Source organism: Phocaeicola plebeius, assembly GCF_003437535.1.
In the GTDB taxonomy this organism is placed as follows: Bacteria; Bacteroidota; Bacteroidia; order Bacteroidales; family Bacteroidaceae; genus Phocaeicola; species Phocaeicola plebeius_A.
This window is the reverse complement of sequence record NZ_QSQT01000004.1, coordinates 37,740-62,272: the sequence shown is the minus strand read 5'-3', so window position 1 is coordinate 62,272 and position 24,533 is coordinate 37,740. Positions and strand designations below refer to the sequence as shown.

Annotated in this window: 14 protein-coding genes; 5 read left to right on the top strand and 9 right to left on the bottom strand. The window is 42.3% G+C overall.

Going from position 1 to position 24,533, the window contains the following annotated elements; genetic code table 11:
• Positions 1-108: 108 nt before the first annotated feature.
• The gene (radA, locus tag DXD04_RS03245) at positions 109-1,482 is read left to right on the top strand and encodes a DNA repair protein RadA (RefSeq protein ID WP_117670828.1); all 1,374 of its coding nucleotides are present in this window, start codon (positions 109-111) and stop codon (positions 1,480-1,482) included.
• A gap of 92 nt (positions 1,483-1,574) precedes the next feature.
• On the opposite strand, the gene DXD04_RS03240 is transcribed toward radA, so the two are convergent.
• The 3 genes from DXD04_RS03240 to DXD04_RS03230 are packed head-to-tail and all read right to left on the bottom strand — an operon-like array spanning position 1,575 to position 6,347.
• Positions 1,575-3,041, bottom strand: a complete 1,467-nt coding sequence (locus tag DXD04_RS03240; protein WP_117670826.1) for a DUF3868 domain-containing protein — start codon at positions 3,039-3,041, stop codon at positions 1,575-1,577.
• A 17-nt stretch (positions 3,042-3,058) separates the two neighbouring features.
• Positions 3,059-4,594, bottom strand: coding sequence for a DUF5723 family protein (locus tag DXD04_RS03235; protein ID WP_181977103.1), 1,536 nt, complete (start codon positions 4,592-4,594; stop codon positions 3,059-3,061).
• Between the two features lie 25 nt (positions 4,595-4,619).
• The gene (locus tag DXD04_RS03230; protein WP_117670822.1) at positions 4,620-6,347 is read right to left on the bottom strand and encodes a hypothetical protein; all 1,728 of its coding nucleotides are present in this window, start codon (positions 6,345-6,347) and stop codon (positions 4,620-4,622) included.
• A 222-nt stretch (positions 6,348-6,569) separates the two neighbouring features.
• Between DXD04_RS03230 and DXD04_RS03225 the strand changes: the two genes are divergently transcribed.
• Both DXD04_RS03225 and DXD04_RS03220 read left to right on the top strand, forming a co-directional pair.
• Positions 6,570-8,216, top strand: coding sequence for an NAD(P)/FAD-dependent oxidoreductase (locus DXD04_RS03225; RefSeq protein WP_117670820.1), 1,647 nt, complete (start codon positions 6,570-6,572; stop codon positions 8,214-8,216).
• Between the two features lie 12 nt (positions 8,217-8,228).
• Positions 8,229-8,816 carry a response regulator transcription factor gene (locus DXD04_RS03220; protein WP_022054759.1) on the top strand — a complete coding sequence of 196 codons (588 nt, stop codon included), beginning with the start codon at positions 8,229-8,231 and terminating at the stop codon, positions 8,814-8,816.
• 3 nt (positions 8,817-8,819) lie between these two features.
• Here the strand turns inward: DXD04_RS03220 and DXD04_RS03215 are convergent, their stop codons facing one another.
• Entirely contained in the window at positions 8,820-10,016 is a 1,197-nt protein-coding gene (locus tag DXD04_RS03215) for an esterase (RefSeq protein WP_117670971.1), read from the bottom strand.
• Positions 10,017-10,141: 125 nt separating this feature from the next.
• On the opposite strand from DXD04_RS03215, the gene DXD04_RS03210 reads away from it, so the two are divergent.
• Positions 10,142-12,598 (top strand): TonB-dependent receptor, encoded by a 2,457-nt coding sequence (locus DXD04_RS03210; protein WP_117670818.1) that lies wholly within the window; start codon positions 10,142-10,144, stop codon positions 12,596-12,598.
• Between the two features lie 170 nt (positions 12,599-12,768).
• On the opposite strand, the gene DXD04_RS03205 is transcribed toward DXD04_RS03210, so the two are convergent.
• From DXD04_RS03205 to DXD04_RS03185, 5 genes are all read right to left on the bottom strand, one after another.
• Entirely contained in the window at positions 12,769-14,793 is a 2,025-nt protein-coding gene (locus tag DXD04_RS03205) for an alpha-glucuronidase (RefSeq protein ID WP_117670816.1), read from the bottom strand.
• Positions 14,786-15,763: a glycoside hydrolase family 43 protein gene (locus tag DXD04_RS03200; RefSeq protein WP_022054755.1), complete on the bottom strand. Its 978-nt coding sequence runs from the start codon at positions 15,761-15,763 to the stop codon at positions 14,786-14,788. Before DXD04_RS03200 ends, DXD04_RS03205 begins: the two co-directional genes overlap by 8 nt.
• 49 nt (positions 15,764-15,812) lie before the next feature.
• Positions 15,813-16,913 carry an endo-1,4-beta-xylanase gene (locus DXD04_RS03195; RefSeq protein ID WP_229035231.1) on the bottom strand — a complete coding sequence of 367 codons (1,101 nt, stop codon included), beginning with the start codon at positions 16,911-16,913 and terminating at the stop codon, positions 15,813-15,815.
• Between the two features lie 63 nt (positions 16,914-16,976).
• On the bottom strand, positions 16,977-18,473 hold the full coding sequence (locus DXD04_RS03190; protein WP_117670812.1) for an MFS transporter: 1,497 nt from the start codon (positions 18,471-18,473) through the stop codon (positions 16,977-16,979).
• A gap of 9 nt (positions 18,474-18,482) precedes the next feature.
• Positions 18,483-20,105 carry a sialate O-acetylesterase gene (locus DXD04_RS03185; RefSeq protein ID WP_117670809.1) on the bottom strand — a complete coding sequence of 541 codons (1,623 nt, stop codon included), beginning with the start codon at positions 20,103-20,105 and terminating at the stop codon, positions 18,483-18,485.
• A 335-nt stretch (positions 20,106-20,440) separates the two neighbouring features.
• On the opposite strand from DXD04_RS03185, the gene DXD04_RS03180 reads away from it, so the two are divergent.
• Entirely contained in the window at positions 20,441-24,529 is a 4,089-nt protein-coding gene (locus DXD04_RS03180; protein ID WP_181977104.1) for a hybrid sensor histidine kinase/response regulator transcription factor, read from the top strand.
• The last annotated feature ends 4 nt before the right edge of the window (positions 24,530-24,533 follow it).

Here is a 24,533-nt window from a genome sequence, read left to right as displayed (position 1 = left end):
AAATATAGCAACATTTTTCTACAAACAAATAAATAAATGATATTTTTTTGCCAGTATAGAGAATAAGCATAAGATTTCGTACCTTTGTAAAGAATTAGTGTAACAAATATGGCAAAAGAAAAAACGGTCTATGTCTGCACAAACTGCGGACAAGAATCTCCTAAATGGGCAGGAAAATGTCCCTCCTGCGGACAATGGAATACATTTGTGGAAGAAGTGGTGCGCAAGGAAGCTCCTGTAGCCAAGCACGTGGCACACGGAATCGAATCCGTGCGCTCCAAACCTCAACGTCTGACCGAAATAGAATCAAATGAAGAGCAACGCATGGACATGCTCGACGAAGAGCTAAACCGTGTATTGGGAGGGGGACTGGTGCAAGGTTCACTCACCCTGATTGGAGGAGAACCGGGCATCGGAAAATCGACTCTGATACTCCAGACGGTATTGCGGCTTACCCACAAAAGAATCCTCTACGTATCTGGTGAAGAAAGTGCCCGCCAGCTCAAACTTCGGGCCGTACGCATTCCGCACCCGGGAAATGACAATCTGCTGATAGCCTGTGAAACCTCGTTGGAACAGATTTTTACCCATATAAAGAATGCGGCTCCCGATTTGGTCATTATCGACTCCATTCAGACAATTTCTACCGAGAATATTGATTCTTCTCCCGGCAGCATCGTGCAGGTAAGAGAATGTACCGCTTCTCTTTTAAAGTTTGCCAAAGAAACCGGCACACCGGTTATCCTCATCGGACATATCAACAAGGAAGGAAGCATCGCCGGACCGAAGGTATTGGAACACATCGTCGATACCGTATTGCAATTCGAAGGAGACCAGCACTACATGTACCGCATCTTGCGCAGCATCAAGAACCGATTCGGTAGTACGGCTGAACTGGGAATCTACGAAATGCGCCAGGACGGACTACGGCAGGTGAGCAACCCTTCCGAACTGTTGCTTACCCAAGACCACGAAGGCATGAGCGGTGTCGCCATCGCCGGTGCCGTGGAAGGTGTACGCCCCTTCCTGATAGAAGTACAGGCATTGGTCAGCACAGCCGCATACGGAATGCCACAGCGTTCCGCCACCGGATTCGACCTGCGCCGTATGAACATGCTGCTGGCTGTACTTGAAAAACGTGTCGGATTCAAGCTGGCTCAAAAAGATGTGTTCCTGAACATTGCCGGAGGGCTGAAAGTCAATGACCCCGCCATAGATTTGGCAGTTATCAGTGCCATTTTATCCAGCAACATGGATGCAGAAATTGAAGCAGGCGTATGCATGGCAGGAGAAGTAGGCCTGAGCGGAGAAATCCGTCCGGTCAACCGTATCGAACAACGTATCAGTGAGGCCGAAAAGCTTGGATTCCAACGGATGCTGATTCCCAAACACAATCTGTCCGGCATTGACCGGAAGAAAATAAAAATCGAGCTCATCCCCGTAAGGAAAGTGGAAGAGGCTTTCCGGGAATTATTCGGATGACCCTCTTCACACCATAAAAAAACGCCTGTGCGCTTTGAAGTATTTTCCATGCGCACAGGCGTTTTTTATTCAGTATCCTATCTCAATATCCGTTATTTCTGAACGGCATTTTCATAAGGAACCATTTTTTTCAAGTTTGCATTTGCCTTTTCAGGTTCTACGCTTGCAGCTTTCTGGAACCATTCTTTAGCTGCTTCCGTATTTCCAGACAACCAAGCCAATACACCCAAGTTATTGAAGGCACGTGAATCATCTTTCACCTTATCCATATAAGATGCTGCCTTTTTAAAGTCACCGCTGATAATATTGGCAGAAGCCGCATTAATGTTAGCAGTCACATCTTCCGGATAAGTGTTGGCTGCAATCTCATACACTTCTTTATATTCCTTTGTTCCAGGCTGATACATACCTGCCACACGATACATTTCCTGCAAGCTCAACAATTTCGGATTGGTATAAATCAGGCGGGCAGCTTCTGAGTTCAAGACTTCTCTCACTTCGTAATCTACCGATACACTCAAACGACGCAAACGAGGATAATACTGGTTCATCATCGTACGATAAGTAGCCATGCCCAGTGTAGATTTCAATCGAGCTTCACGTACATCCAGATTGTCATATTTCTGAATTACAGCCAAAGCCTTTTCCGCATAAGCAGGTTGATCTTCTTCCAGCATTTTTACCAAAGTCTCCCAATCCTCACCCGCAGAAGTCACATGCAACACTTCCTTCGGGAAATTATATCCGCCTTTCAGGTTCAGCGCAAACGATTCCGCACGTTGCGTGGCCACCCGGTCATTCGTACGAACCGAACCATCCGGTGAAGAATATCCGCACACATTGATTGACTTAAACGTCACCAAATCTCCATCTTCCAACGGATCCAAAATCTCTTTCATCTTCTGCAATTCGCTACGATTATTTTTATAATTCGCATCAAAGGCCGTTTTCCCTACCGGAAATTCAATATATAACGTACTTTGCTCAGAACGTACCTTCAACGGTTCTTCTTTCGGAGTCAGGAAAGAAACCATTTCCTTGCAAGGATCACACACCTCAAATTCTACAGGCAGAGCCGGAGTTTCCACAGCCACATCCGGTTCAATCACCGTAATATCCAGCAAATCCACCTCACAGCATTCTTTTCCTTCCTGCAACAGAATCATGGAAGCATGGTCCATCCATGCCTGATAAGGAACAGAAGCCTGATAGCGAACCACATCCTCCCGATTTTCCTGACGTCCGTGAATCACAACAAAAGGATTATCAAACCCGAAACGACGAGCCATTTTCCGCTCCTGACGGCGCATTTTGTAATCACCGTTCTTTCCGGTTACTACTACCGGAGGCATGGCGTAATAGTTTTTTCCTTCACGCAATACAGGAGTAAAGGCATACGTCTGCTCACTATTCACACGCACATCTTCCACACTCATGGAAAACTCAACAATCAGCGTGTCGTTTTTTAACGTCAATACCGGACGTGTATACTTTATATCACCTGCCATGGCAACCAGCGGCAACATGACAAACGACAATATATATGCTATTTTTCTCATATTTACTTGTTTAAAAATTATAATGACTGAACTTCTACACAACGGTGTTTTGTCTTATACTTCGGACCGAAAGTAAAGTTGATTCCTAAATTAATATTGGCAGAGAAACGATTAAGCGGCAAACTAAGACTCGGCTTTGTATATTTACACAACGGCACATCTGCTGCCACAAAGAAGTTGAAACCTCTCGGGTGAAAATTCAACATCAATCCTCCCGTAGAACCAAAGTTAGAAAGGGCATAGTTCACTGAAGCCTCAAACCAGGTCAGAGGAGACACATTGGCAGAGACACGTGCTTCCGTCCAAGAGTGACGTCCCTGGAAACGAGAAGAAGACAAGAAACCAAACTTCAAGCGGTCATAAGCAGGCAATGTATATTCCGCACCGAGGTTTAACGTAGCCGCCAACGCTGTAGTACGTTTCAGTCCCTCTCCCTCTTTTGTAAACTTAGACATCTGTTCCAGGTCATCTACAATACGGTCGCTCTGGTTATCAATTGAATTAGGGTCATTATCTCCCAAGTCTGATTTCACCGGAATTTCATTAAATCCATCAAATTCAAAGCTATTGTTCATGGTAGCTTTGACCGTATTCTTCCAACAGATGAATCCCAAATCAAGCAATGCAGCAGAGAATGTCCATTCATCATTCAGACGATAAGTCGCACCGAAATCAAACGCCATACCAAATCCTGTAGGACCGATATTGTTATCATCAAAATCCACATCATCATACGAAATTAACTGCTCAGAACCAGGTTTCAGTTTATCGGTGCGATTGCCATTGGCATCCAGTTCATAATCACTTTCATCATAATTGCCTGTTTCTCCACGAGTCGGCACTATCAAGCCTTTGGCAGACAGATAGGCTTGCGCACCCGACGGAGTGATTTTCCAAGCATCCGGAGTCGCTTCAATATCCAGTCGGTCAATCTTTACAGTAGCCTTAGCAAGTCCCACCAGGAACTTCATTTTAGCACCTACTGTCCACTGATCGTTTATCTGACGTGCATGTCCCAATGCCAGTTCTGCATAATTCGTCGAAAGAATGCTCAAATCGTTAACTGTGTAACGCGTTCCTTCCGGGGCATCCACTCCATTCTTCATAAACTTAAACAGTTGGTCAGGAGCCGACAGATTGGTGTTACTTTTAATAGAAAGTCCTATCGTATTAAAACCTCCCCATGCATAAAATCCGGTAGACAAGATATTCTCATTGACATTAAATCCCATTTTCAACCGGTTAGGCAAACCATTCAGGAAGTCTTTTCTACTCACTTCCTCATGCATGAAGGTCATCAAGTCACCATTGGACTTTACAAACAGAAAGTCGCCTACACCTGCAGTTCCTTGAGCTCCTACCGACAAATTACCCAACCCGGGCATGCTCACATATCCTCTCTCTCCCATAAATGCAGGGTTCAGTTCATGACGATAGGTAGCACCTCCCAAAAAGTAGGCAGAACGATTAATCTGAGGTTGTGCTACTGCTTCCCCCACAAACGCAAAAACAGCCAATCCAGACAATACCGTACACAATATATTTTTCTTCATTTGTTTCATTTTTTCCCGTTCATTATTAATTCAAATCCACATTCACACCACCCGGTACAGACAATTTGATACTTGTTACCTTCAGCCATTGCGTATCTTTCAAAGGTACACCAGTAGCACTTCCCGGAACAGCTGTCAGTTTAAAGCAAATACGATCAATCTTCGACAAGAACGCCGTATCCTCCGAAGTCAGATTCAAAACCAGCTCGCTGGTCACCGGTTTTTCTCCATCCGTACTTTCTGTAACATACTGTTTATCCTCTTCTATTGTTTTCTTCACAGCAGTCAACTCATTACCATACACATCTTTAATCAACACGTTTTCAGGTTTTAACTGCAATTTCAATGGTATGGCATTATCTACCGTTAAAAGAACATTGGCTTTTTTCAGAATTACCTTATCCAAATCATTCAGGTCTTTATTCAAATCTTGAACGGAATCATTGTACACAATATTTAAGTTCTGCTCAAAACTCAACGGCACATCTACTTCATAACTTGAAGGCATTTCGTATGCTCTGCCCAATTCTGCAGTATAATAACCTTCATTGCGGACAACAGGCTGTAAATCCACCTCAATGTCATCCGGAATTGTTTCCAACAAATCATTTATGTCTTCTACTTTCACGTTACTCGTCACTCCCTCGATTGTACATTCACCAGTACGAGAAAGAGCAATCACATTTTTACCCGACGCTAATACCACAGGAGTTTTGCCATAACCGCTTCCCACTTTTACTTCTTTACCATCAATCTGAGCATTACCTTTCATCGGAGTAAGTACGGCATCAACTTCTACCGGTGTCTCCAATTGATTTTCGGCTCTCAGCAGAATCACCGGATTGGTAATGTCCATACGAGTTTCTTCATCTTTCAAGAAATCAGGCAAATCGTTCAATTCTATATTAGTAGTTTCCGCTTTAATCTCAGGCTGAATGACTCCGGTTACACTGTTTGCGGTCATTTCTTCCAAAGTAACATCCAAAGTCATAGTCAAACTACCAGAACCATTAATTCCCGAAGTCACCACCTGTCCTTGCATTGTAACTAATCCATTAATTGTGATTGTTCTATTTTTATCCGGTATTTCTCCTTCTCCAGCCTTTCCCCCAAACTGATAACCGATTACATGCAATACCTTCTGTGCATTTTTCAGTTCCTCATTATTCAAAATAAGTTTATTACCTTCTTCTACTTCTCCTTTTTCAAACATCAAAAAATCTGGAAGTTGAATTTCTAGATTTTTAGCAGTTACAGAGCCAAATGTTAAGTTCCCAGTATTTAAGAACTCAAATGCCAAAGTTAAACTCGTAGGTGTTTTAGCTCCTAAAGCACCTAATTCGATTAAAGCCTCATCTATATCACTTGCTTCTGCTCTCAGATTATTTTTTACATCCAATTCTGTTGTTTTACTTCCAGAACCACCGTCATCAGAACCTACTAACTCTTGTTTCAAATCAGTATTTGCACTACTAATCGTCACCTCCTTCACCGTAGTTGGATCCACATCAATATCATCCCTTTTCGTCAGATGGTATACACGGGTAGCAGCATCAGGTTGAAGAATATCTCCTTCTTCCACCTCAATAATTTTACTTAAGTAGGCGGTATCTGAACTACCAGCAGGAATTGTGAGATGCTCTCCTCCCACATTAATTGTCATGTCAATGTCCTTATCAAGATCATACTTGTTATCCACACATGACACCGTCCACAACGGGAACGACAGCAAAAGGCCCCATAAAGGATACATTTTTTTTCACCTTACACATCATAATTTTATTTTAACTAAAATTCAACTATCATTATCAATAACGTTTCTCCACTTACAAATGTTGGGAAAAATCGACCACAAATATAGAAAAATTTACCATTTCCCCTGAATTAAAGTCTTAAATCAGTATAAAATCTCCCATTGACTTCCTTTTGCAAGAACAAAACAGAAATCCTATCTTTGCAAAAAAGTTACAAAAATATGATTCACGAATACCAACTCCGGATTCTGCCCGAACAGGCAGCCAGCGAACAATCACTCAAACAATACATCGGTCGAGAAAAAGGTTTGGACGTACGTACCATTAATGCCATACGTATCTTGAAACGAAGCATTGATGCGCGTCAACGTACCATTTATGTCAACCTGACCATTCGTGTATTTGTCAACGAAACACCCTCTGAGGAAGAATTTGTACGTACGGATTATCCCAATGTAGAGGGTCGTCCTGCAGTCATTGTGGTGGGTGCAGGTCCTGGAGGATTGTTTGCAGCCCTCAAGCTCATCGAATTAGGCCTTCGTCCTATTGTGGTAGAACGAGGAAAGAATGTACGTGAGCGAAAAGAAGACCTGGCCCGAATCAGCCGGGAGCACAAGGTAGACGCTGAATCAAACTACAGCTTTGGAGAAGGTGGAGCCGGAGCTTACTCCGACGGAAAGCTCTACACCCGCAGCAAAAAGCGAGGCAGCGTAGAAAAAATATTAAATGTATTTTGCCAGCACGGAGCCAGTCCTACCATATTGTCGGACGCTCATCCGCATATCGGGACGGACAAGCTTCCCAGAGTCATCGAAAACATGCGCAACACCATTTTGGCCTGTGGAGGAGAAGTACACTTCCAGACTCGAATGGAATCCATACTCATAGAAGGTCAAAAGGTAAAAGGCATTGAAACGAATACCGGAAAGACCTTTTTAGGCCCCGTCATTTTAGCTACCGGACATTCTGCCCGAGATGTATATCGCTGGTTGTATGCCCATGGGGTGCAACTGGAAACCAAAGGAATTGCCATCGGTGTGCGACTGGAACACCCGTCCATGCTGATTGACCAGATACAATATCACAATAAAAACGGACGAGGAAAATACCTTCCGGCCGCCGAATATAGTTTCGTACAGCAAGTAGACGGACGAGGAGTGTACAGCTTCTGCATGTGTCCCGGTGGATTTGTCGTACCGGCAGCCAGTGGTCCTCACCAACTGGTAGTCAACGGTATGAGTCCGAGCAACCGAGGCACCAAATGGAGCAACTCGGGTATGGTGGTAGAAACACGTCCGGAAGACCTTCTGCTCCCGGAAATGCAACTCCAGGCGGAACCTTTCCCCGAATCCAATGAAAGCCTGACGGAAGAACTGATTCTGCGCGACGGAAAGCAGCCTGAAGGTACCATCCATACATTAGCCATGATGCGTTTCCAGGAAAAACTGGAACAAATCTGCTGGCAACAGGGAAATATGCGTCAGACTGCTCCCTCGCAACGTATGGTCGATTTCACACGAAAGAAACTCAGCTACGATCTTCCGGCTACCTCTTATAGTCCGGGATTAGTATCTTCTCCCCTTCATTTCTGGATGCCCTCTTTCCTGAGTGAACGCCTGAGCAAAGGGTTCCAGCTTTTCGGGAAGAGTTCACGTGGCTTTCTCACTAACGAAGCAGTCATGATTGCCGTAGAAACACGTACCTCCTCCCCCGTACGTATCGTACGCGATAAAGATACCCTGCAACATCTTACCATGGAAGGTCTCTTCCCCTGTGGAGAAGGTGCCGGATATGCCGGAGGTATTGTCTCAGCGGGAATTGACGGAGAGCGATGTGCTGAAGCCGTAGCCAATTATTTAAACCATTAATTACCTTATTATATGCACCACCTGCCGGAAATAGCCATCATTGAGCCCAACACGCTGACGGCCCTCGGACTACGTACGATTCTGGAAGAACTTATTCCCGAGGCAGTCATACGTACGTTTTCTTCTTTTGAAAAACTGATAGACGATACACCCGACATGTATGCACATTATTTTGTGTCGGCCAATGTGTATTTTGAGCATACGTCATTTTTTTTAGAAAGAAAGCCCAAGTGCATTGTACTCTCTGCAGGAGAACCTCCCTTGCTGACAGGTATTCCAAGCCTGAACATTCTTCTTCCACAGGAGCAACTGGTAAAAACCATCATGCAGACCCGAAAACGAGGCCACGAGCTGACGCATCATCCCGTAACGCCTCCCGCCACCGATGCAGAACATGAACTAAGTGCCCGAGAGATTGAGGTGCTCAGGCTTGTGACTAAAGGGTTAATTAACAAAGAGATAGCAGACAAGCTACACATTAGTCTGACTACGGTTATTTCCCACCGGAAAAACATCACAGAAAAATTGGGTATTAAGTCCGTATCCGGCCTGGCCATCTATGCGGTCATGCACGGATACGTAGAAGCCGACAGTATATAAAGTTTATTTAAATAACTTCGGCAACCAATTATTCAAATATTTTCGCCAGTTGCGCCATTCATGCCCGCCATCCGTCTCTGCATATTCATATTTATACCCATGACGATCAAGCAACTGACGAAACTCCACATTGTCCTGATATAAAAAATCTGCATTTCCGATAGCTATAAAATACAGTTTTGGAGCTGCCGCAAACTGAGTTGCTAACTTTTCCTCCAGATTCTTATAGATATAAGTGTTCTCTCCTTTCGACTCACGGTTAATTGCCGCAGAAAAGAGTCCTACATAATCAAACTTGTCCGGATAATTGGCAGAGATATACAATGAATGAAATCCTCCCATCGACAATCCGGCAATTGCCCGATGCGCCTTATCGTTTATCGTCCGGTAATGACTTTCCACAAAATTCATAATATCCGGAAATGCTTTCTCATAAGACCCCTCCATGGTTTTCGGATTCATGAAAGAAGGTTTGTACATGCTGTTAGGATATTCCCCCGGTACAGCCTGCTGTGCCCCATTTCCATTCGGCATCACTACAATCATTGGCTCTGCTTTTCCTTGTGCTATCAAATTATCCAAGATCTGTACAGCACGCCCCAGTTCACTCCAGGCATTCTCATCTCCTCCGGCCCCGTGCAACAAATAAAGAACCGGGTAACGTTTTGTCCCTTCCTCATAACCAGCTGGGGTATATACCATCATCCGACGACGTTCCATCCCCAAAGAAGGGCTCGGATACCACACCTTCGCAACCGTTCCATGAGGTACTTCCCGAACAAAATAATTCTCAGACAAAGCTCCATCCACAAGAAAATAGTTCATGTAAGTAGCTATATCACGAAGCATATATACATTGGAGGGGTCAAGCATACGCACGCCATCCACATAAAAGCAATAAGTATGCAGTTCGGGCGCAGGCAAAGCAACCGTATAGCTCCACACACCATTCTCTCCTTTTTCCATCCGTTGACGTCCTGCCATTTCTACCTCTCCCAATGGAGTCTGCTGTCGGGACTTTTCAAAGAAGTCTGTTTCTACCCATACTTCCCTGGCCTCAGGAGCCAGCAGACGAAAAGTCACAGTTTGATTCTTTACTTCGGAAGAAATAAGATCTCCCGTATTGACAGCCACAGTTTCCTGTGCCCAAGCGGAGAGCGAGAAAATACATACCGCTACCAAACTCAAAAATTGTTTCATTCTTTTCATACGTTAATCCTATTACTACGTACAAAAATAAGCAAAATCCTCATTTATTAGGATTGCCCGTCCAAGCAAATTGGCGTTACTTTGCAGCCGTTAACTAAACTATATCTTTCAACAGAATGAAAAAAAATATTGCTATTGTTTCGTTACTGGCTGTTTCTATAAAGAGCGCCTTGGCAGGTCCGGTATCACCTGAGAACTCTCTACCTAAAGATACAACAAAGGTTATTGACATAGAAGAGGTTGTGGTTATTGCTACTCCGAAGGAGAACAACCGTCTGCGTCAGCAAGCCACTTCGTCAACTTCCTTCTCACAAAGTGCAATGCGCAATAATTCGGTAACCTCTGTAAAATCATTGTCTGCACTGGTTCCGAACTTATTCATTCCAGACTATGGTTCTAAACTGACGACTTCGGTTTACATCCGAGGCATCGGCTCGCGCATCAATACACCGGCTGTGGGACTTTATGTGGACAATATTCCCTTTATCGACAAATCGGCCTTCGATTTCAATTATTCTGATATTGAACGTATCGACGTAATGCGAGGTCCGCAAGGAACGCTCTACGGACGTAATACCATGGGAGGACTTATCCGTGTGTTTACCAAATCACCGTTTACGTATCAGGGAACAGACCTTCGTTTAGGTGCTGCCACCTACAACAATTACAATGCCTCACTTACGCATTACCATCGTATTTCCAATCAGTTTGCCTTTTCTGTGGGATTATTTTATGACCATAAAGGAGGTTTCTTCAAAAACGACTATAATGGAAAACGAATTGATACGGACAATGAGTTTGGTGGACGTATACGTGCCATTTATTTGCCGACCGAAAACCTGAAGCTTGACTTTACCGTGAACTACGAATATACCAACCAGGGCGGCTATCCGTATGAATACACAGGTAAAGTCAGCGGAGAAGAAGACCGTGCCGACTACATCGGCCGTATCTCTTACGACAATGCCTGCGGATACAAACGTAACTTGCTGAACACCGGACTGAACCTGGAATATCAAGCCGACAATTTCATTCTTAGTAGTGTAACCGGTTTCCAGTACCTGCGCGACCACATGGACCTGGACCAGGACTTTACGGAGCAGAACATCTACACCATGATGCAGAAGCAGAATTCCAAGACACTTAGCGAAGAAATCGTATTGAAATCCAAACCCAGACGCCGCTGGCAGTGGACTACCGGAGTGAGCGGATTCTATCAGTGGCTGGATACAGAGGCTCCTGTCACCTTCCAGAAGGATGGAGTAAACTGGTTGAATTCTACCATCAACACAAACGCCAATAAATACATGCCCACGATATCAATGGGTCCCATGAGCATGAAGTTAAACTTCAATGACATAATTAACGGTGAACAACTTGCAATTCCAGGAAAATTCAGCACACCGATTTTGAATGGTGCCATTTTCCACCAGTCCACTTTCAACGACCTGTTCGGGCTGGAAGGACTCTCTTTCACTGCCGGTCTCCGTATGGATTATGAAAGCCTGAAACTGGATTACTACAGTGGTTGCCAATTTACACATACCTACTCATTAGGCGGAACGTTGACTCCATCCAACAAAGTAATAGAGATGATTCCGGCAAAAGAATTCAATGTAAACAACAGTTATGATGGAAAGCTGTCGCACGACTACATCCAGCTGTTGCCTAAATTCGCCTTGCAATATGATTTTGACTCACGTAACAACATCTACGCAAGTGTATCCAAAGGATACCGTTCGGGAGGGTACAATATCCAAATGTTCTCCGACCTGCTGCAAAATGACATGCAGGCAAGTATGATGAAAGACGTAGCAGGCGTAACGATTCCAGCTCTCGAATCAGCGCCCATAAAGGATGAACAGAAACAAAATATTATCGGTATTCTAAACGGTATGGCTCAAAGCCCGCAAACAGACGTAAAAGCAGCCACGCTCTACAAGCCGGAGTATTCATGGAATTACGAAATCGGATCTCATCTGACTTTGTTCAACGGAAAGTTACAAGCCGACCTCTCAGCTTTCTACATGGACACTCGCGACCAGCAGTTGTCACGCTTTGCAGAAAGTGGATTGGGACGTATCACGGTAAATGCCGGAAAGAGCCGTAGCTTAGGTGCGGAAGCCAGCTTACGCGCACAGCTCACTGACCAGTTCAGCCTGAACGGAAACTACGGATATACATACGCCACCTTCACTGATTATGTGATAAGTGAAACAGAGAATTATAACGGCAACTATGTCCCCTTCGTTCCTAAACATACATTTGCCGTAGGCGGACAATACATTTTCCCGCTGCGCAAGAACGCTATTCTAGACAACATCACCCTGGATGCCAACTATCGCGCTGCAGGCCGTATCTATTGGACAGAACAAAACAATGCCAGTCAGGCACTTTACGGCACACTGAACGGCCGACTCAGCTTGAACAAGGGTAACGGACAAATCGGTTTCTGGGTAAACAATGCCTTAAACAAAGATTATCAGGCGTTCTACTTTGAAACAATGAGCCGCGGCTTCGCGCAAAAAGGACGTCCCGTACAAGTGGGAATTGACATCCGTTGCCGCTTCTAAAAAACGCAAGGAGGTTTTATTCAAAACACAAGTGCGTTTCAACTAAAACGCAAGTGCATTTAAGACAAAACGCAAGTACGTTTTACATCAAACGTCCTTGCGTTTTATTATATAGAAAAGCCCTATTCCCTCCTTAATCAATAACTAATTGATAATCAAGATAAACGGAATTATTCCAAAGAGCTGTTTTTCCGTGGAAGCATGTCTGCCGAAGGGCATTCATAGTTACTAATCGGTAATTTTACCTTTTTCAATTCTTTCAATTTGAATACAGGAGCCTCTACCCCTTCAGGATACTTCATGTGAGAATAGGTACGAAAATATTCCAGACACGCATCTTTCCACCATACCGCATCATTCGCCTGAATATCCAGCCGTTTAGCCACCGCCTGAAAACGCTCCTCATCCACATACGGTTTCATCTGGTTCCACACTTTCTGGAACTCACGCACTTTATCAACGCCTTGCTGATATTTATAACACAATTCATCCCAAAGAGTACGTCCAGACTTTAATGAATGATTCCAATCTACATGATGAAACCACAACAAAAATTCTTCCGGACATAGCTCCAATGAATTGAATACGTGGGCTAAAGAGTCTGGATACTGAGACACCGCATCACTTCCAGAACGGCTCCGGTCAAATCCCAAACCTTTTTTGTCTGCCTGATGATAATACGACGGCAACCAATCTGCACGAGCACCCGATACCTCACACCAGGGTTCCGGTCCGTAATGATGACTCCAGGCAAAAATATGATGTAATCCTAACGGCATCATGTAATCTACCACCGCCTCCCGACTATCCATCATGACTTGCGTCATGGGCTCTACGAATTTAGGGTCGGACGTAAAAGTCTGTGCCAGCCACTCTTTAGCTATTTCTTCAGAAGAAAGCAAAGGATTCCATGCCAACCGACCATACGCATACCAGTTAGCCTGCGCAAAATCATGTCCGCACCAGTTGGTATCATCACCTATATTGGCCACTCCAGCCACCCCTTTTAAAGAAGCAGGAGACACATAACGATAAAACTCCTTCCACATAGTAGCCAGGTAAGCCAGATGATTGGAATGCCCTAAGTACTCCTGTGTAACCTGAAATTCAGCCATCAACGGGGTGTGGGGCATCGCACCAAACAACGGACTGTAAGGTTCTCTCGGCTGGAAGTCAATCGGACCGTTTTTCACCTGCACAATCACATTATCCAAAAATTTTCCATCCAAAGGTTTAAACTCCAGATAAGCCTGTTTGGCTCTGTCGGCATCCGACGGACTGTACACAAACGCACGCCACATCACGATTCCTCCGTAGGGTTTCAGGGCCCTTGCCATCATATTCGCTCCTTCGGCATGCGTACGCCCGTAATCGCACGGACCAGGCTGTCCTTCTGAATTAGCCTTGACCAGAAAACCTCCAAAATCAGGGATAAGACTGTAAATCTCATGTACCTTCTTCTTCCACCACTCAGCCACTTCCTCATTCAACGGGTCGGCTGTAGACAATCCTCCCAACTGCATGGGAGAAGCAAAGTTGACCGAAAGATAGACTTTTATTCCGTACGGCCGGAAAATATCCGCAAGCACGCGTACCTTTTCAAGGTATTCGCTGGAAAGTATTTTAACCGAAGCATTGACATTGTTAAGTACTGTCCCGTTGATACCAACCGAAGCATTGGCCCGGGCATATTCCTGATAACGTGCCGACACAGTATCTGAAAGTTCATCCCACTGCCACAAGGATTTACCGGCATATCCACGCTCTATCGTGCCATCCAGATTATCCCAATGATTCAGTACACGTACATCGAAGGCTGGTTCTTCTGCAATATCCAGACGGGTACAATCTGCCCCTTCTGCCTGCAAACGTAAAAGATGATAGGCCGCATAAAGCAAGCCCTGTTCAGTAGTAGAGCCAAGCACTATCTTTTCATCGGAAGTACGTATGGTGTACCCTTCCTTCCCCAGCTTACGATGAGCTTCATCAGCAAACAGTTGTAGTTCAACCGCCTTTCCACGCCATAAAGAAGCCAGTTCCTCACGAGCTATGGCAATGGTAGGAGAAGAAATTGAACAACAGACAGACGCCTTTTCACAAGACGCCTGTCGCAACCAGAGTTTACTTCCATCTTCCGCAAATAAGGTCAGTCCGAAAGACAAAAGACATATACCCAACAAGTACTTTTTATTCATCCGCACTTCCTTTTATGGTCTGAATCTTACCCTCTTCATCGTATTCCAATTCAACCACTTTTAAACTGCGAAGCCAGGTCTTTCCACCTGAAGGAACACAATCATGATGGAAAAGATACCACTTTCCTTTATATTCTGCAATAGAGTGATGGGTAGTCCATCCTACTACCGGAGTCAGAATTACTCCCTGATATGTAAACGGTCCATAAGGATTGTCGCCTACCGCATAACACAACAGATGGGTATCGCCCGTAGAATAAGAGAAATAATATTTACCTTTATATTTATGCATCCACGAAGCCTCAAAGAAACGATGCGGATCGCCTGCAAACAAAGGTTTGCCATCTTCTCCCAATACGATGACCGGACGGGGTTCTTCTGCAAATTCCAACATATTATCCGATAATTTTACCACACGACTGGGCAAAGCCGGTTCATTATCAGCCGGGAGACATGGACTTTCAATGGCTTTGTTATCACGGTAACGCTGCAACTGTCCTCCCCAGATTCCGCCAAAATACATGTAGTAGCTTCCGTCATCATCGCGGAAAACTGCCGCATCAATACTGTAGCTTCCACGAATCGGATCGGGCTGAGGAATAAACGGACCTTCAGGTTTATCGCTAATGGCTACCCCCATACGGAAAATATCATTCCGGTCTTTCAACGGAAAATACAAGTAATATTTTCCATCCTTGCAGGCAATGTCACAGTCCCACAGCTGGCGTCCGGCCCAAGGTATATCAGCAACCTTCAAAGCCACTCCATGATCGACGATTTCACCATGCATCACGTCATCCGTCGACAGTACATGGTAATCATTCATATCAAAATGGTCACCGTTGTCATTTTCAGGAATACCTGATTCACGGTCGTGTGAAGGATAAATATACAAACGTCCGTTAAATACATGTACTGACGGATCTGCCATATAGTCGGCAGGAAACAAATATCTTTCTTCCTTTTTCATTTTTATATTGATTTATGAGACTCTTACTGAAAGCGTCTCCTGTTAAACGTTATTTCTGTGCAATAGCTGTCGTATCCGACTGCTCATCCATCATTTTCTGTATAAATTCCTTAGGTTGATAGTTCCGGTCAAAAAGCAACGGATAGTCTCTTCTTCCACGAATCGGGAAATCATTCTTCCACGAATCACTATCTGTAACTCCCCATGCCGTTACACGCGTCACAATATCGGCATGTTTTTCAAAAAGCTGGAAGAACTGCTGCATTCTTTTATTCCATGCCTGGCTGACAGAATCAGGGAGTTCCTGCGGATAAGGATTCAATGTTTTCTTAAACGCAACCGTATCCGAGATGTTGGCGCTGCGAAGTGCAGTAGGCAGCGCACTCATATCCCATTCTGTAATCATCACCTTGACACCAGCTGAAGCAAAAGCAAGCATACTTTCTTCAAATTTCTGGATGTCGGGGTAATCCATTCCCATGTGTCCTTGCATGCCCACAGCATCAATACGCAATCCTTTTTCCTTCAATGAACGGACAAGCTTCACAACTCCTTCCCGACGCCCCTGCACGTCCATACCATAATCATTATAATAAAGTTCGGCATCCGGGTCAGCCTCGTGCGCATACTGGAAGGCCAGTGGAATAAACTCTTCTCCCAAGATTTCATAAAATTTACTTTTGCGATAGGAGCCATCTTCCACAATAGCTTCATTCACCACATCCCAGCCTTTTACTTTTCCTTTGTATCGTCCTACAACGGTCTGAATATGCGTTTTCATACGCTGTTTCAACTTTTCAGGAGAAACATTCTGACCTTTTTCATCTACGCAGAACCAGTCCGGAAGCTGAGAATGCCACACCAAGCAATGTCCTATCACCGTCATGCCATTGTCAATTCCGAACTGCACAAAGCGGTCGGCATCCTCAAAATGAAATACTCCTTCTTTAGGCTGAATCTCCTCACACTTCATACAGTTTTCCGCTACAATGGAATTGAAATGCTGTTTCACAATCTTCACTGCTGAAGTATCAGCACCAGATGACTGACGTACATTCAGCGCTACTCCCATTAAAAACTTGTCTCCTACAACCTCTTTCAAAGATTTCTCTGATACAACCGTATCAGAAACCTTACTCCCGCATCCCATAATAAACAGGCTGCACAGCATCCATGATGCAATGTGTTTGTTCTTCATATATTCTTTCCTTAATTAATAGTCACTTTTACTTCTTCGAGCTGTTAATTCTGCCTGCATTTTCTCATTGTATTCTTTACTGATAGGATAGAAACATAATGCCACCATACCGACAAAAAAGAATGCGGCTGGAATCAGACTTGATGAAAGAATGATGCCATGAACGGCTGTATCACTTTGAGCTATATCCGCTCCAGAAACATAACCAAATCCCGACAGCAAGAAGCCCAATACAGCTCCTCCAATACCTAATCCGGCTTTCAGGGCAAACACCACTCCCGAAAAGATAAATCCCGTAGCACGACGGTAATTGATATATTCCGAATGGTCGGCCACATCGGCAATCATAGCCCAAAGCAAAGGAACCGTTGGTGCATAGGCCAAGCTCTTCAAGAAGTTCAATACGAACATCATTTCAATATCGTATTTTGAAGGGAAATAGAACAAAGCCGTGAAAATAGCCGTCAGCGCAAGACATACGATAAACGTACGCTTCTTGCCATATTTGTTGGCTAAAAATTCTGACAAACAAATTACGCCGAAAAACTGAACCAAAGCTCCCACCATATTAAATACGCCAAAGCCCACTTCGTATGCTTTGTCCGGAGAAGTTACAATCAACCCGAAAGCATCAAGTATATGATACCCGACTGAAGTTCCACCGTCAGTGGCTACCAACCCGATATTATCCAGGAAAGTAAACAAAGCTGCCTTATCCACATAGTTTTCAAAATAATAGTTCATGGCACTTCCCCACATAGCCAGTGTGATGAACACAAAAAGAGTCAAGACAAACATGGCACGCCAGGGCACACTGCTTAATACATCTTTTATATCCTGACGGGTATCATTTTTCTGATTGGCAGGCGGAGTAATACGTTCTTTTGCCGAGAAAAATACAATCACCAAAAACAAGAAACCTACGGCAGCAAACAAGGATATGGTACAGAGCCAGCCATGTGCCTTGTCACTACCTTCCGAAAACTTGCTGACCAACGGTAAGGTAAGCCCTTGTACCACAAACTGTGCAATCGTAGAAAAGACGAAACGCACAGAGGTAATACTGGTACGTTCTTTAATATCTGACGACATAACTCCTCCCAATGAAGAATAAGGTGTATTATTAAAAGAATACATCGTCATCAGCAAGGTGTATGAAATTGTAGCATACAAAGCTACCAGTCCTTTTTCTTCAATACCCGGATTGTAAAAGGCCAGTACATAGAACACCATGAAAGGAAGTGCTGTCCATAATACCCATGGACGATATTTTCCCCATTTCGTCTGAGTCCGGTCAGACAAAATACCGACAGTGGGATCTACAAACGCATCCACAATACGTGCTACCAACATGACGGTTCCTGCAATTGCTCCTTCCAGCCCAAACACATCCGTATAGAATTTGGTCTGGTAAATCATCATCATCTGGAATACCAGATTTGCGGAACAGTCTCCTAATCCATAGCCCACCTTTTCGGCCATGGATACTTTCTGATTCTGAATCTTACTCATATCTGTTTATTATTTTTCATTCTGTATTACTGCTTCCACCAGACGGGTAGCTGCTGTTTTTTTATCCAAAGGGTGAATGTCATTCCATTCTCCCGTATCACTATTCTTTATCAGTGTAACGTGTGTATTCTCACGGGCTGTTTTCGCCTGCTGTTTTCTCAACTCAGCCCATGCTGCTCTTCCCGGATCATCCGGTGCCAGGAAATCAGCTAATTCAATGATATAGAAAGGAAGAGTTTCATCTTTGAAAAGTGTTCTCCAGTCGGCTATCAATGCACCGAGCAAAGACGAATATTCGCTCCAACGGCCCACATTTGACTCTCCCTGGTACCACACCACTCCTTTGAACGTATAATGACGTAATGGATAAATCATCCCATTATACAAGCCAACAGGAGTGTAATGAAAGGCTGTAGAAGAAGGAGAAGGGGGCATCACCGTACCTATTTTGTGCTTCCATCCCCCTTCCAGATTTACTTCTTTCCCGTCACAAATCAACTTATAAGGCTTTTCCTTTACAAAAGAAGGACGTCCTCCATAACTAAACAACCGTACAGTAAGTTGATTTTTTCCCTTCTTCAGCAACTTGGAAGGTACTTTATAAATACGAGGAGGATACTGATAGGAAACAGTGCCGACGAAATGTCCGTTTACAAACACAGAGTCTGCATCCACAATGCACCCTAAGCGTAAAACGGCTTCTTTTCCACTCCAGTCCTCTGGTACAAAAAAGTCCTTCCTGAACCAATGAACTCCGTTCAAAGGACGGCCATTACGAATGGCCCAGTTATCTGAAAACATATCTACCTTTTCCCAATCCGAATCATCATAATCCTCCGCATACCAAGGTGTCACACCATGAAGTCCTGCATCAGACTTATACAATACTTTATTCCATGCCTGTTGATGCAGCCTTTCAGTTTCTGTTATCCGAGAAACTAATTCTGTATCCTCATACAAGGCCTTCTGATGTACATACTCCGGAAAGTTTTGCAATCCTTTTTCACTAACCCAAGCTTCCACCGGAGTACCTCCCCAACTTGCATTAATAATACCTACCGGCACATTAGTCTTTTCTTCCAGCAACCGGGAAAAGAAATAACATATCGCAGAAAAATCTTTTACATTTTCGGTCGTCATCGGACGCCAGGTTACAGGACGAATATCTTCTTTCTGTTGAGAAAAATCATACGAATAAGGAACTTTCACATATCGAACAGAGGTATTTTCATATCCTTCTATCTCGTCTGCATATTTATCCATCACTCGATTAACCGGAAGTTCCATATTAGACTGACCTGAACATAAAAAGACATCTCCTACGAGAATATCATTTAAAACAATGTCGTTAATTGTCATAGAGTAAGGTCCTCCGGCTTTCATGGCAGGCAGTGTTACAGCCCATTTCCCATTCTCATCCGCCGTTACCTTATATTGTTTCTTTTGAAACTTTACACAAACCTTCTCAGACGGATCAGCCTTACCCCATATTGTTAACGGAGCATTTCGCTGCAACACCATACCGTCTGATACCAGCACAGGTAAAACCACCTTTGCAAAAGCTCCAAAATCACAAGAAGCAAGCAAGGCTAAGCCTAATAAAAAACGTTTAATAATAAAATGTGTTTTCATATACTTTTCATTGTATTTTTCACTGTAACAAAAATACGGAAAGGTTATTAATACGTATGTCCGACAGGATACCAAGCTTACATCTATGGTTACATTTCATTTTCTATTGTAACAAAAAGCATATGTATATGTTACACCATCTCTACAATAAGGGTATTAACGTCCACATACACTGCTTATTTTAAGCACCGCCCTATACCAGAAACTCTATAAAATATCTATTTAATTCCTTTACTTTTCATTGAGAAATGAAAAAAAAGAATTTACTTTGCATCACTAACAATACGTACATTTCAACAAACTTATCCATTAGGGAAATAACCAAGTGTAAACTTATGATACAGATAATGAAAAACAAAACCTTTATTTTAATCATCTTTCTGTGTTTTCTACCTCTTTTTTGTAAAGGACAGTTTTGTAAGTTATATTCAACTCATGGAGATATATCCAGCAGTATGATTAGTCATATATACCAAGACGCTAAGGGTTACATCTGGGTTGCAACAGAAAATGGATTAAATAAATATGATGGAGCTAAATTTACCAACTATAAGAACCAATTCAATGATTCCACCTCACTGCTTGGGAATCATGTATACAGAACTTTTCAAGACGCCAAAGGACATCTATACATACTTTCCACCAAAGGATTACAAATGTATGAATATAAATCCGACTCTTTCAAGACTATCAAAAAATCCAATTCATCATACAACAATAAAAGTATCGCACAACTCAGCGATGGCAGTATCTTAATTGGTACAAGTGGATATGGTATCAAAAAACTCACTTTTGACCATAAAGGAAATATTCAAATTGAGAATTGGAATCCATCTTTAATTGGACATACAATCAATGATATCATGGAAGACCGTAAGGGGAATATATGGATTTGCACGGAATATCATGGTATGATCAGAATTGATAAAAACAAAAAGATTCATCATTATACTCTTGGAAAACTCTATGGAAATCAATTTATCAATTGTTGTACAGAAGACTCAAATGGTAATATATATGCAGGAACCAGCGGACGAGGAGTTTTTATATACAATCAGGCGGATAATACCTTTCATCAAATATTTCATTCCAATTTCCCCATTAAAGTTCTTAAACAAAATGAGAACCTCATGCTGATTGGCATTGATGGAGAAGGAATTGTAGCTTATGACATTTCAAAAAAATCCATAGCCAACACGGATTTTTACATAGACAACATAAACATCAAGAAAAGCAAAGTACATTCTTTGCTGACAGACAGCAGCAATAATCTTTGGATTGGTATCTACCAGAAAGGAGTAGCATTTATTCCTTCACAAGCGAATATGTTTAACTACATCGGAAACTTCTCATCTATCCGAAATTACATAGGAAGTAATTGTATTACAGCTTTGTGCGAAACCACAGATAAGGGTAAACTAATTGTAGGTACAGACAATGATGGTATTTATTTATTAGACAAAAACTACAACTTTATCCAACATCTAACTCAAGATAAAAACCCGGATGTTCCTCCTACCGTCATGTGCCTTTTTGAAGACTCCAATAAAAAGGTATGGATAGGTTCATACCTTAGTGGAATATCTGTATTCGATTCGCAAACAAACAAACTTTCAAAAACTTCACTGCGAAATAATGAAGGGAATGAAATAACAAAAGTATATAGATTCGTAGAAGACCCTCATAAAAGATTGTGGATAGGCACAATGGGAACAGGGCTTTATTATGTAGATTTACCAGCTTCATCGGCTTCTTATAGTGACCTGAAAGTACATCAGGCTCTATCAGAGAAAGAAATCAATCAATGGATTAATACTTTATTGTATATTCCAAACGGACGATTGTATATAGGTACTTATGATGGTATTAAATGCATAGATACTGAGAAGCTCAAAGTCGTAGGTAAGGAAAAAGTGCTCATAGGCTTAAGTATAAATACCATTGCACAAGGGCCAGACGACCATATATGGGCAGGAACCCCGGAAGGAATCTATGTAATGGATTATAATTTGAATATAATTGAGAAATTTACAACTCACAATGGACTCCCCAATAATCTGATCTCATCAATCATTGTGGATAAAAACAAGGATATATGGGTAAGTACAAGTCAGGGAATTGCCAAATATAATTCACATAACAAATCGTTTATTCCTTTCTTTGCATCAGACGGATTATACAATAATGAATTTTCAAGAAATGCCTATTGCATATCTCCCGACGGAAAAATTCTGTTTGGGGGAACCAATGGCATTGTCTTTTTTAACCCGAATGACATCGAAACACAGAAGTTTCAAAGCAATATAAGAATTACCGGTTTCTATCTGCATGATAAAGCTGTCAACGAAATGACCCAATCTGGAAGTTATCATGTGATAGATAATGATATATTTCATACCCAAGAAATCAATCTGTCCCACTATGACAATTCGTTTTATATAGAATTTGCTACAGACAATTTCATTTCCCCACAGAACTATTTATATTCCATGAATAATGGAACATGGAACTCTTTGCCCAAAGGAAGCTCCCGTGTTTCCTTCAGTAATCTTCCTGTAGGAAAATACGAATTTAAAGTAAAAGCAATCAATGGCACTTCTGAATCTAAAATAAAGACAATAGTCATTAATATACATCCTGCATGGTACAACTCCGGTCTGGCATGGGTTATCTATATCTTAATCATCATTAGTATAATAGCCATCTTCATACATCAGGCTAAAGAAAAATACAGAGTAAGACAGGAGATGCTAAAACACAAACATCTGGAAGAGATTAATGAAAGTAAATTACAGTTCTTCATTAATATTTCTCATGAAATCAGAACTCCGATGTCTTTAATCATCAGTCCATTACAGAAATTAATCTCTACAGATAATGACAGCGAAAGACAAAAAAGCTATTCATTGATAGAACGTAATGCGCAAAGAATTCTAAACCTGATCAACCAATTAATGGACATCAGAAAGATAGATAAGAACCAAATGAAGCTAAGTTTCACAGAAGTGGATTTAATCAGCTTTATCAATGACATAAAAAATACATTTGCATATCAAGCAGCTGCTAAAGGAGCTAAATTAAACATTATAACCCAAATGGAGAGCCTGAAAGTTTGGCTGGATCCTAATAACTTTGACAAAGTAATCTTTAATTTACTCTCAAACTCCTTCAAACATATCCAGAATGAAGGAGAAATCAACATATATATCAACTCCGTCAATAACTCTTCAAATGTTTATCCATTGAATAACTATGCAGAAATCATTATTGAAGACAATGGAACCGGCATAAAGGAAAGTGAGATGGAACGTATTTTTGAAAGATTCTATCAGATAAGCGATGACCGGTCACGAAGCAAAGGAACCGGAATCGGGCTTCATCTATCTATGTCGCTCATAAAGATGCATCATGGTACTATCACGGTCAAGAACAATGAAAACAAGTCCGGATGTAGTTTTACCATCCATATTCCATTGGGATGTAGCCATCTGTCAACCGAAGAGCTTTATCAGAATAGTAATAAGAATATTTCAGAGCAACCATCCATTGAAGATCAGCCTCTGCAACATATTCCGGCTTCTATTGAAGAAAACGAAAATAGCGAAGACGGCACTAAAAAAGTAATCAGGAAAAAGCATTCTATATTAATTGTAGAAGATGAAGATGAGATACGAAATTATCTGCTCACTGAATTAGGAAGTCATTTCCGTGTGTTAAGTTGTAGCAACGGGAAGGAAGCACTCGACCTTATTATGCACCACATGCCTGATTTGGTTCTAAGTGACATCATGATGCCAGAAGTGAACGGCATCACGTTGCTTCGTAAATTAAAGCAGAATATCAAAACCAATCATATCCCGGTAATCCTTCTTACCGCCAAAAACAGTGAAAAGGATTATATCGAAGGACTTTCCCTAGGAGCAGACGCCTATATAGCCAAACCTTTCAACCTGGATATTTTAATAACAACTATTGAAAACCTGATTAAAAACAGAGAAATATTACGCAATAACTTTAGCGGAAAACAAGAACAAAACGACAATATTGAAGTGGCACAACCTCAGTCTGCAGATGAAAAGCTGATGCAAAAGGTTCTAAAAGTAATCAATAAGAACCTGAATAATCCAGATTTAAATGCAGAAATGATTGCAGCCGAAGTGGGTATAAGTCGTGTACACCTATACAGAAAACTAAAAGAACTGACCAACCAGTCTACCCGGGATTTTATCAGGAATATCAGACTGAAACAAGCTGAAATCCTGCTGAAATCTGAGAAGAATTACAGTATGTCTGAAATAGCCCAACTGGTAGGTTTCAACAATACAACTTACTTCTCCAATGCATTCAAAGAATTGTACGGAGTATCCCCCAGTAAATATACGGAACGCTGTAAAGAAAAAGAAGAGGAGAAGAAAGATGAATAAAAAG

What these genes read in the sequence shown, in the direction of transcription:
- DXD04_RS03205 (WP_117670816.1), bottom strand. Translation starts at nt 14,793, where the DNA reads ATGAATAAAAAGTACTTGTTGGGTATATGTCTTTTGTCTTTCGGACTG.
- DXD04_RS03235 (WP_181977103.1), bottom strand. Translation starts at nt 4,594, where the DNA reads ATGAAGAAAAATATATTGTGTACGGTATTGTCTGGATTGGCTGTTTTT.
- DXD04_RS03225 (WP_117670820.1), top strand. Translation starts at nt 6,570, where the DNA reads ATGATTCACGAATACCAACTCCGGATTCTGCCCGAACAGGCAGCCAGC.
- DXD04_RS03200 (WP_022054755.1), bottom strand. Translation starts at nt 15,763, where the DNA reads ATGAAAAAGGAAGAAAGATATTTGTTTCCTGCCGACTATATGGCAGAT.
- DXD04_RS03190 (WP_117670812.1), bottom strand. Translation starts at nt 18,473, where the DNA reads ATGAGTAAGATTCAGAATCAGAAAGTATCCATGGCCGAAAAGGTGGGC.
- DXD04_RS03210 (WP_117670818.1), top strand. Translation starts at nt 10,142, where the DNA reads ATGAAAAAAAATATTGCTATTGTTTCGTTACTGGCTGTTTCTATAAAG.
- DXD04_RS03220 (WP_022054759.1), top strand. Translation starts at nt 8,229, where the DNA reads ATGCACCACCTGCCGGAAATAGCCATCATTGAGCCCAACACGCTGACG.
- DXD04_RS03230 (WP_117670822.1), bottom strand. Translation starts at nt 6,347, where the DNA reads ATGTATCCTTTATGGGGCCTTTTGCTGTCGTTCCCGTTGTGGACGGTG.
- DXD04_RS03185 (WP_117670809.1), bottom strand. Translation starts at nt 20,105, where the DNA reads ATGAAAACACATTTTATTATTAAACGTTTTTTATTAGGCTTAGCCTTG.
- DXD04_RS03195 (WP_229035231.1), bottom strand. Translation starts at nt 16,913, where the DNA reads ATGGGATGCGGGAGTAAGGTTTCTGATACGGTTGTATCAGAGAAATCT.
- DXD04_RS03180 (WP_181977104.1), top strand. Translation starts at nt 20,441, where the DNA reads ATGATACAGATAATGAAAAACAAAACCTTTATTTTAATCATCTTTCTG.
- radA (WP_117670828.1), top strand. Translation starts at nt 109, where the DNA reads ATGGCAAAAGAAAAAACGGTCTATGTCTGCACAAACTGCGGACAAGAA.
- DXD04_RS03240 (WP_117670826.1), bottom strand. Translation starts at nt 3,041, where the DNA reads ATGAGAAAAATAGCATATATATTGTCGTTTGTCATGTTGCCGCTGGTT.
- DXD04_RS03215 (WP_117670971.1), bottom strand. Translation starts at nt 10,016, where the DNA reads ATGAAACAATTTTTGAGTTTGGTAGCGGTATGTATTTTCTCGCTCTCC.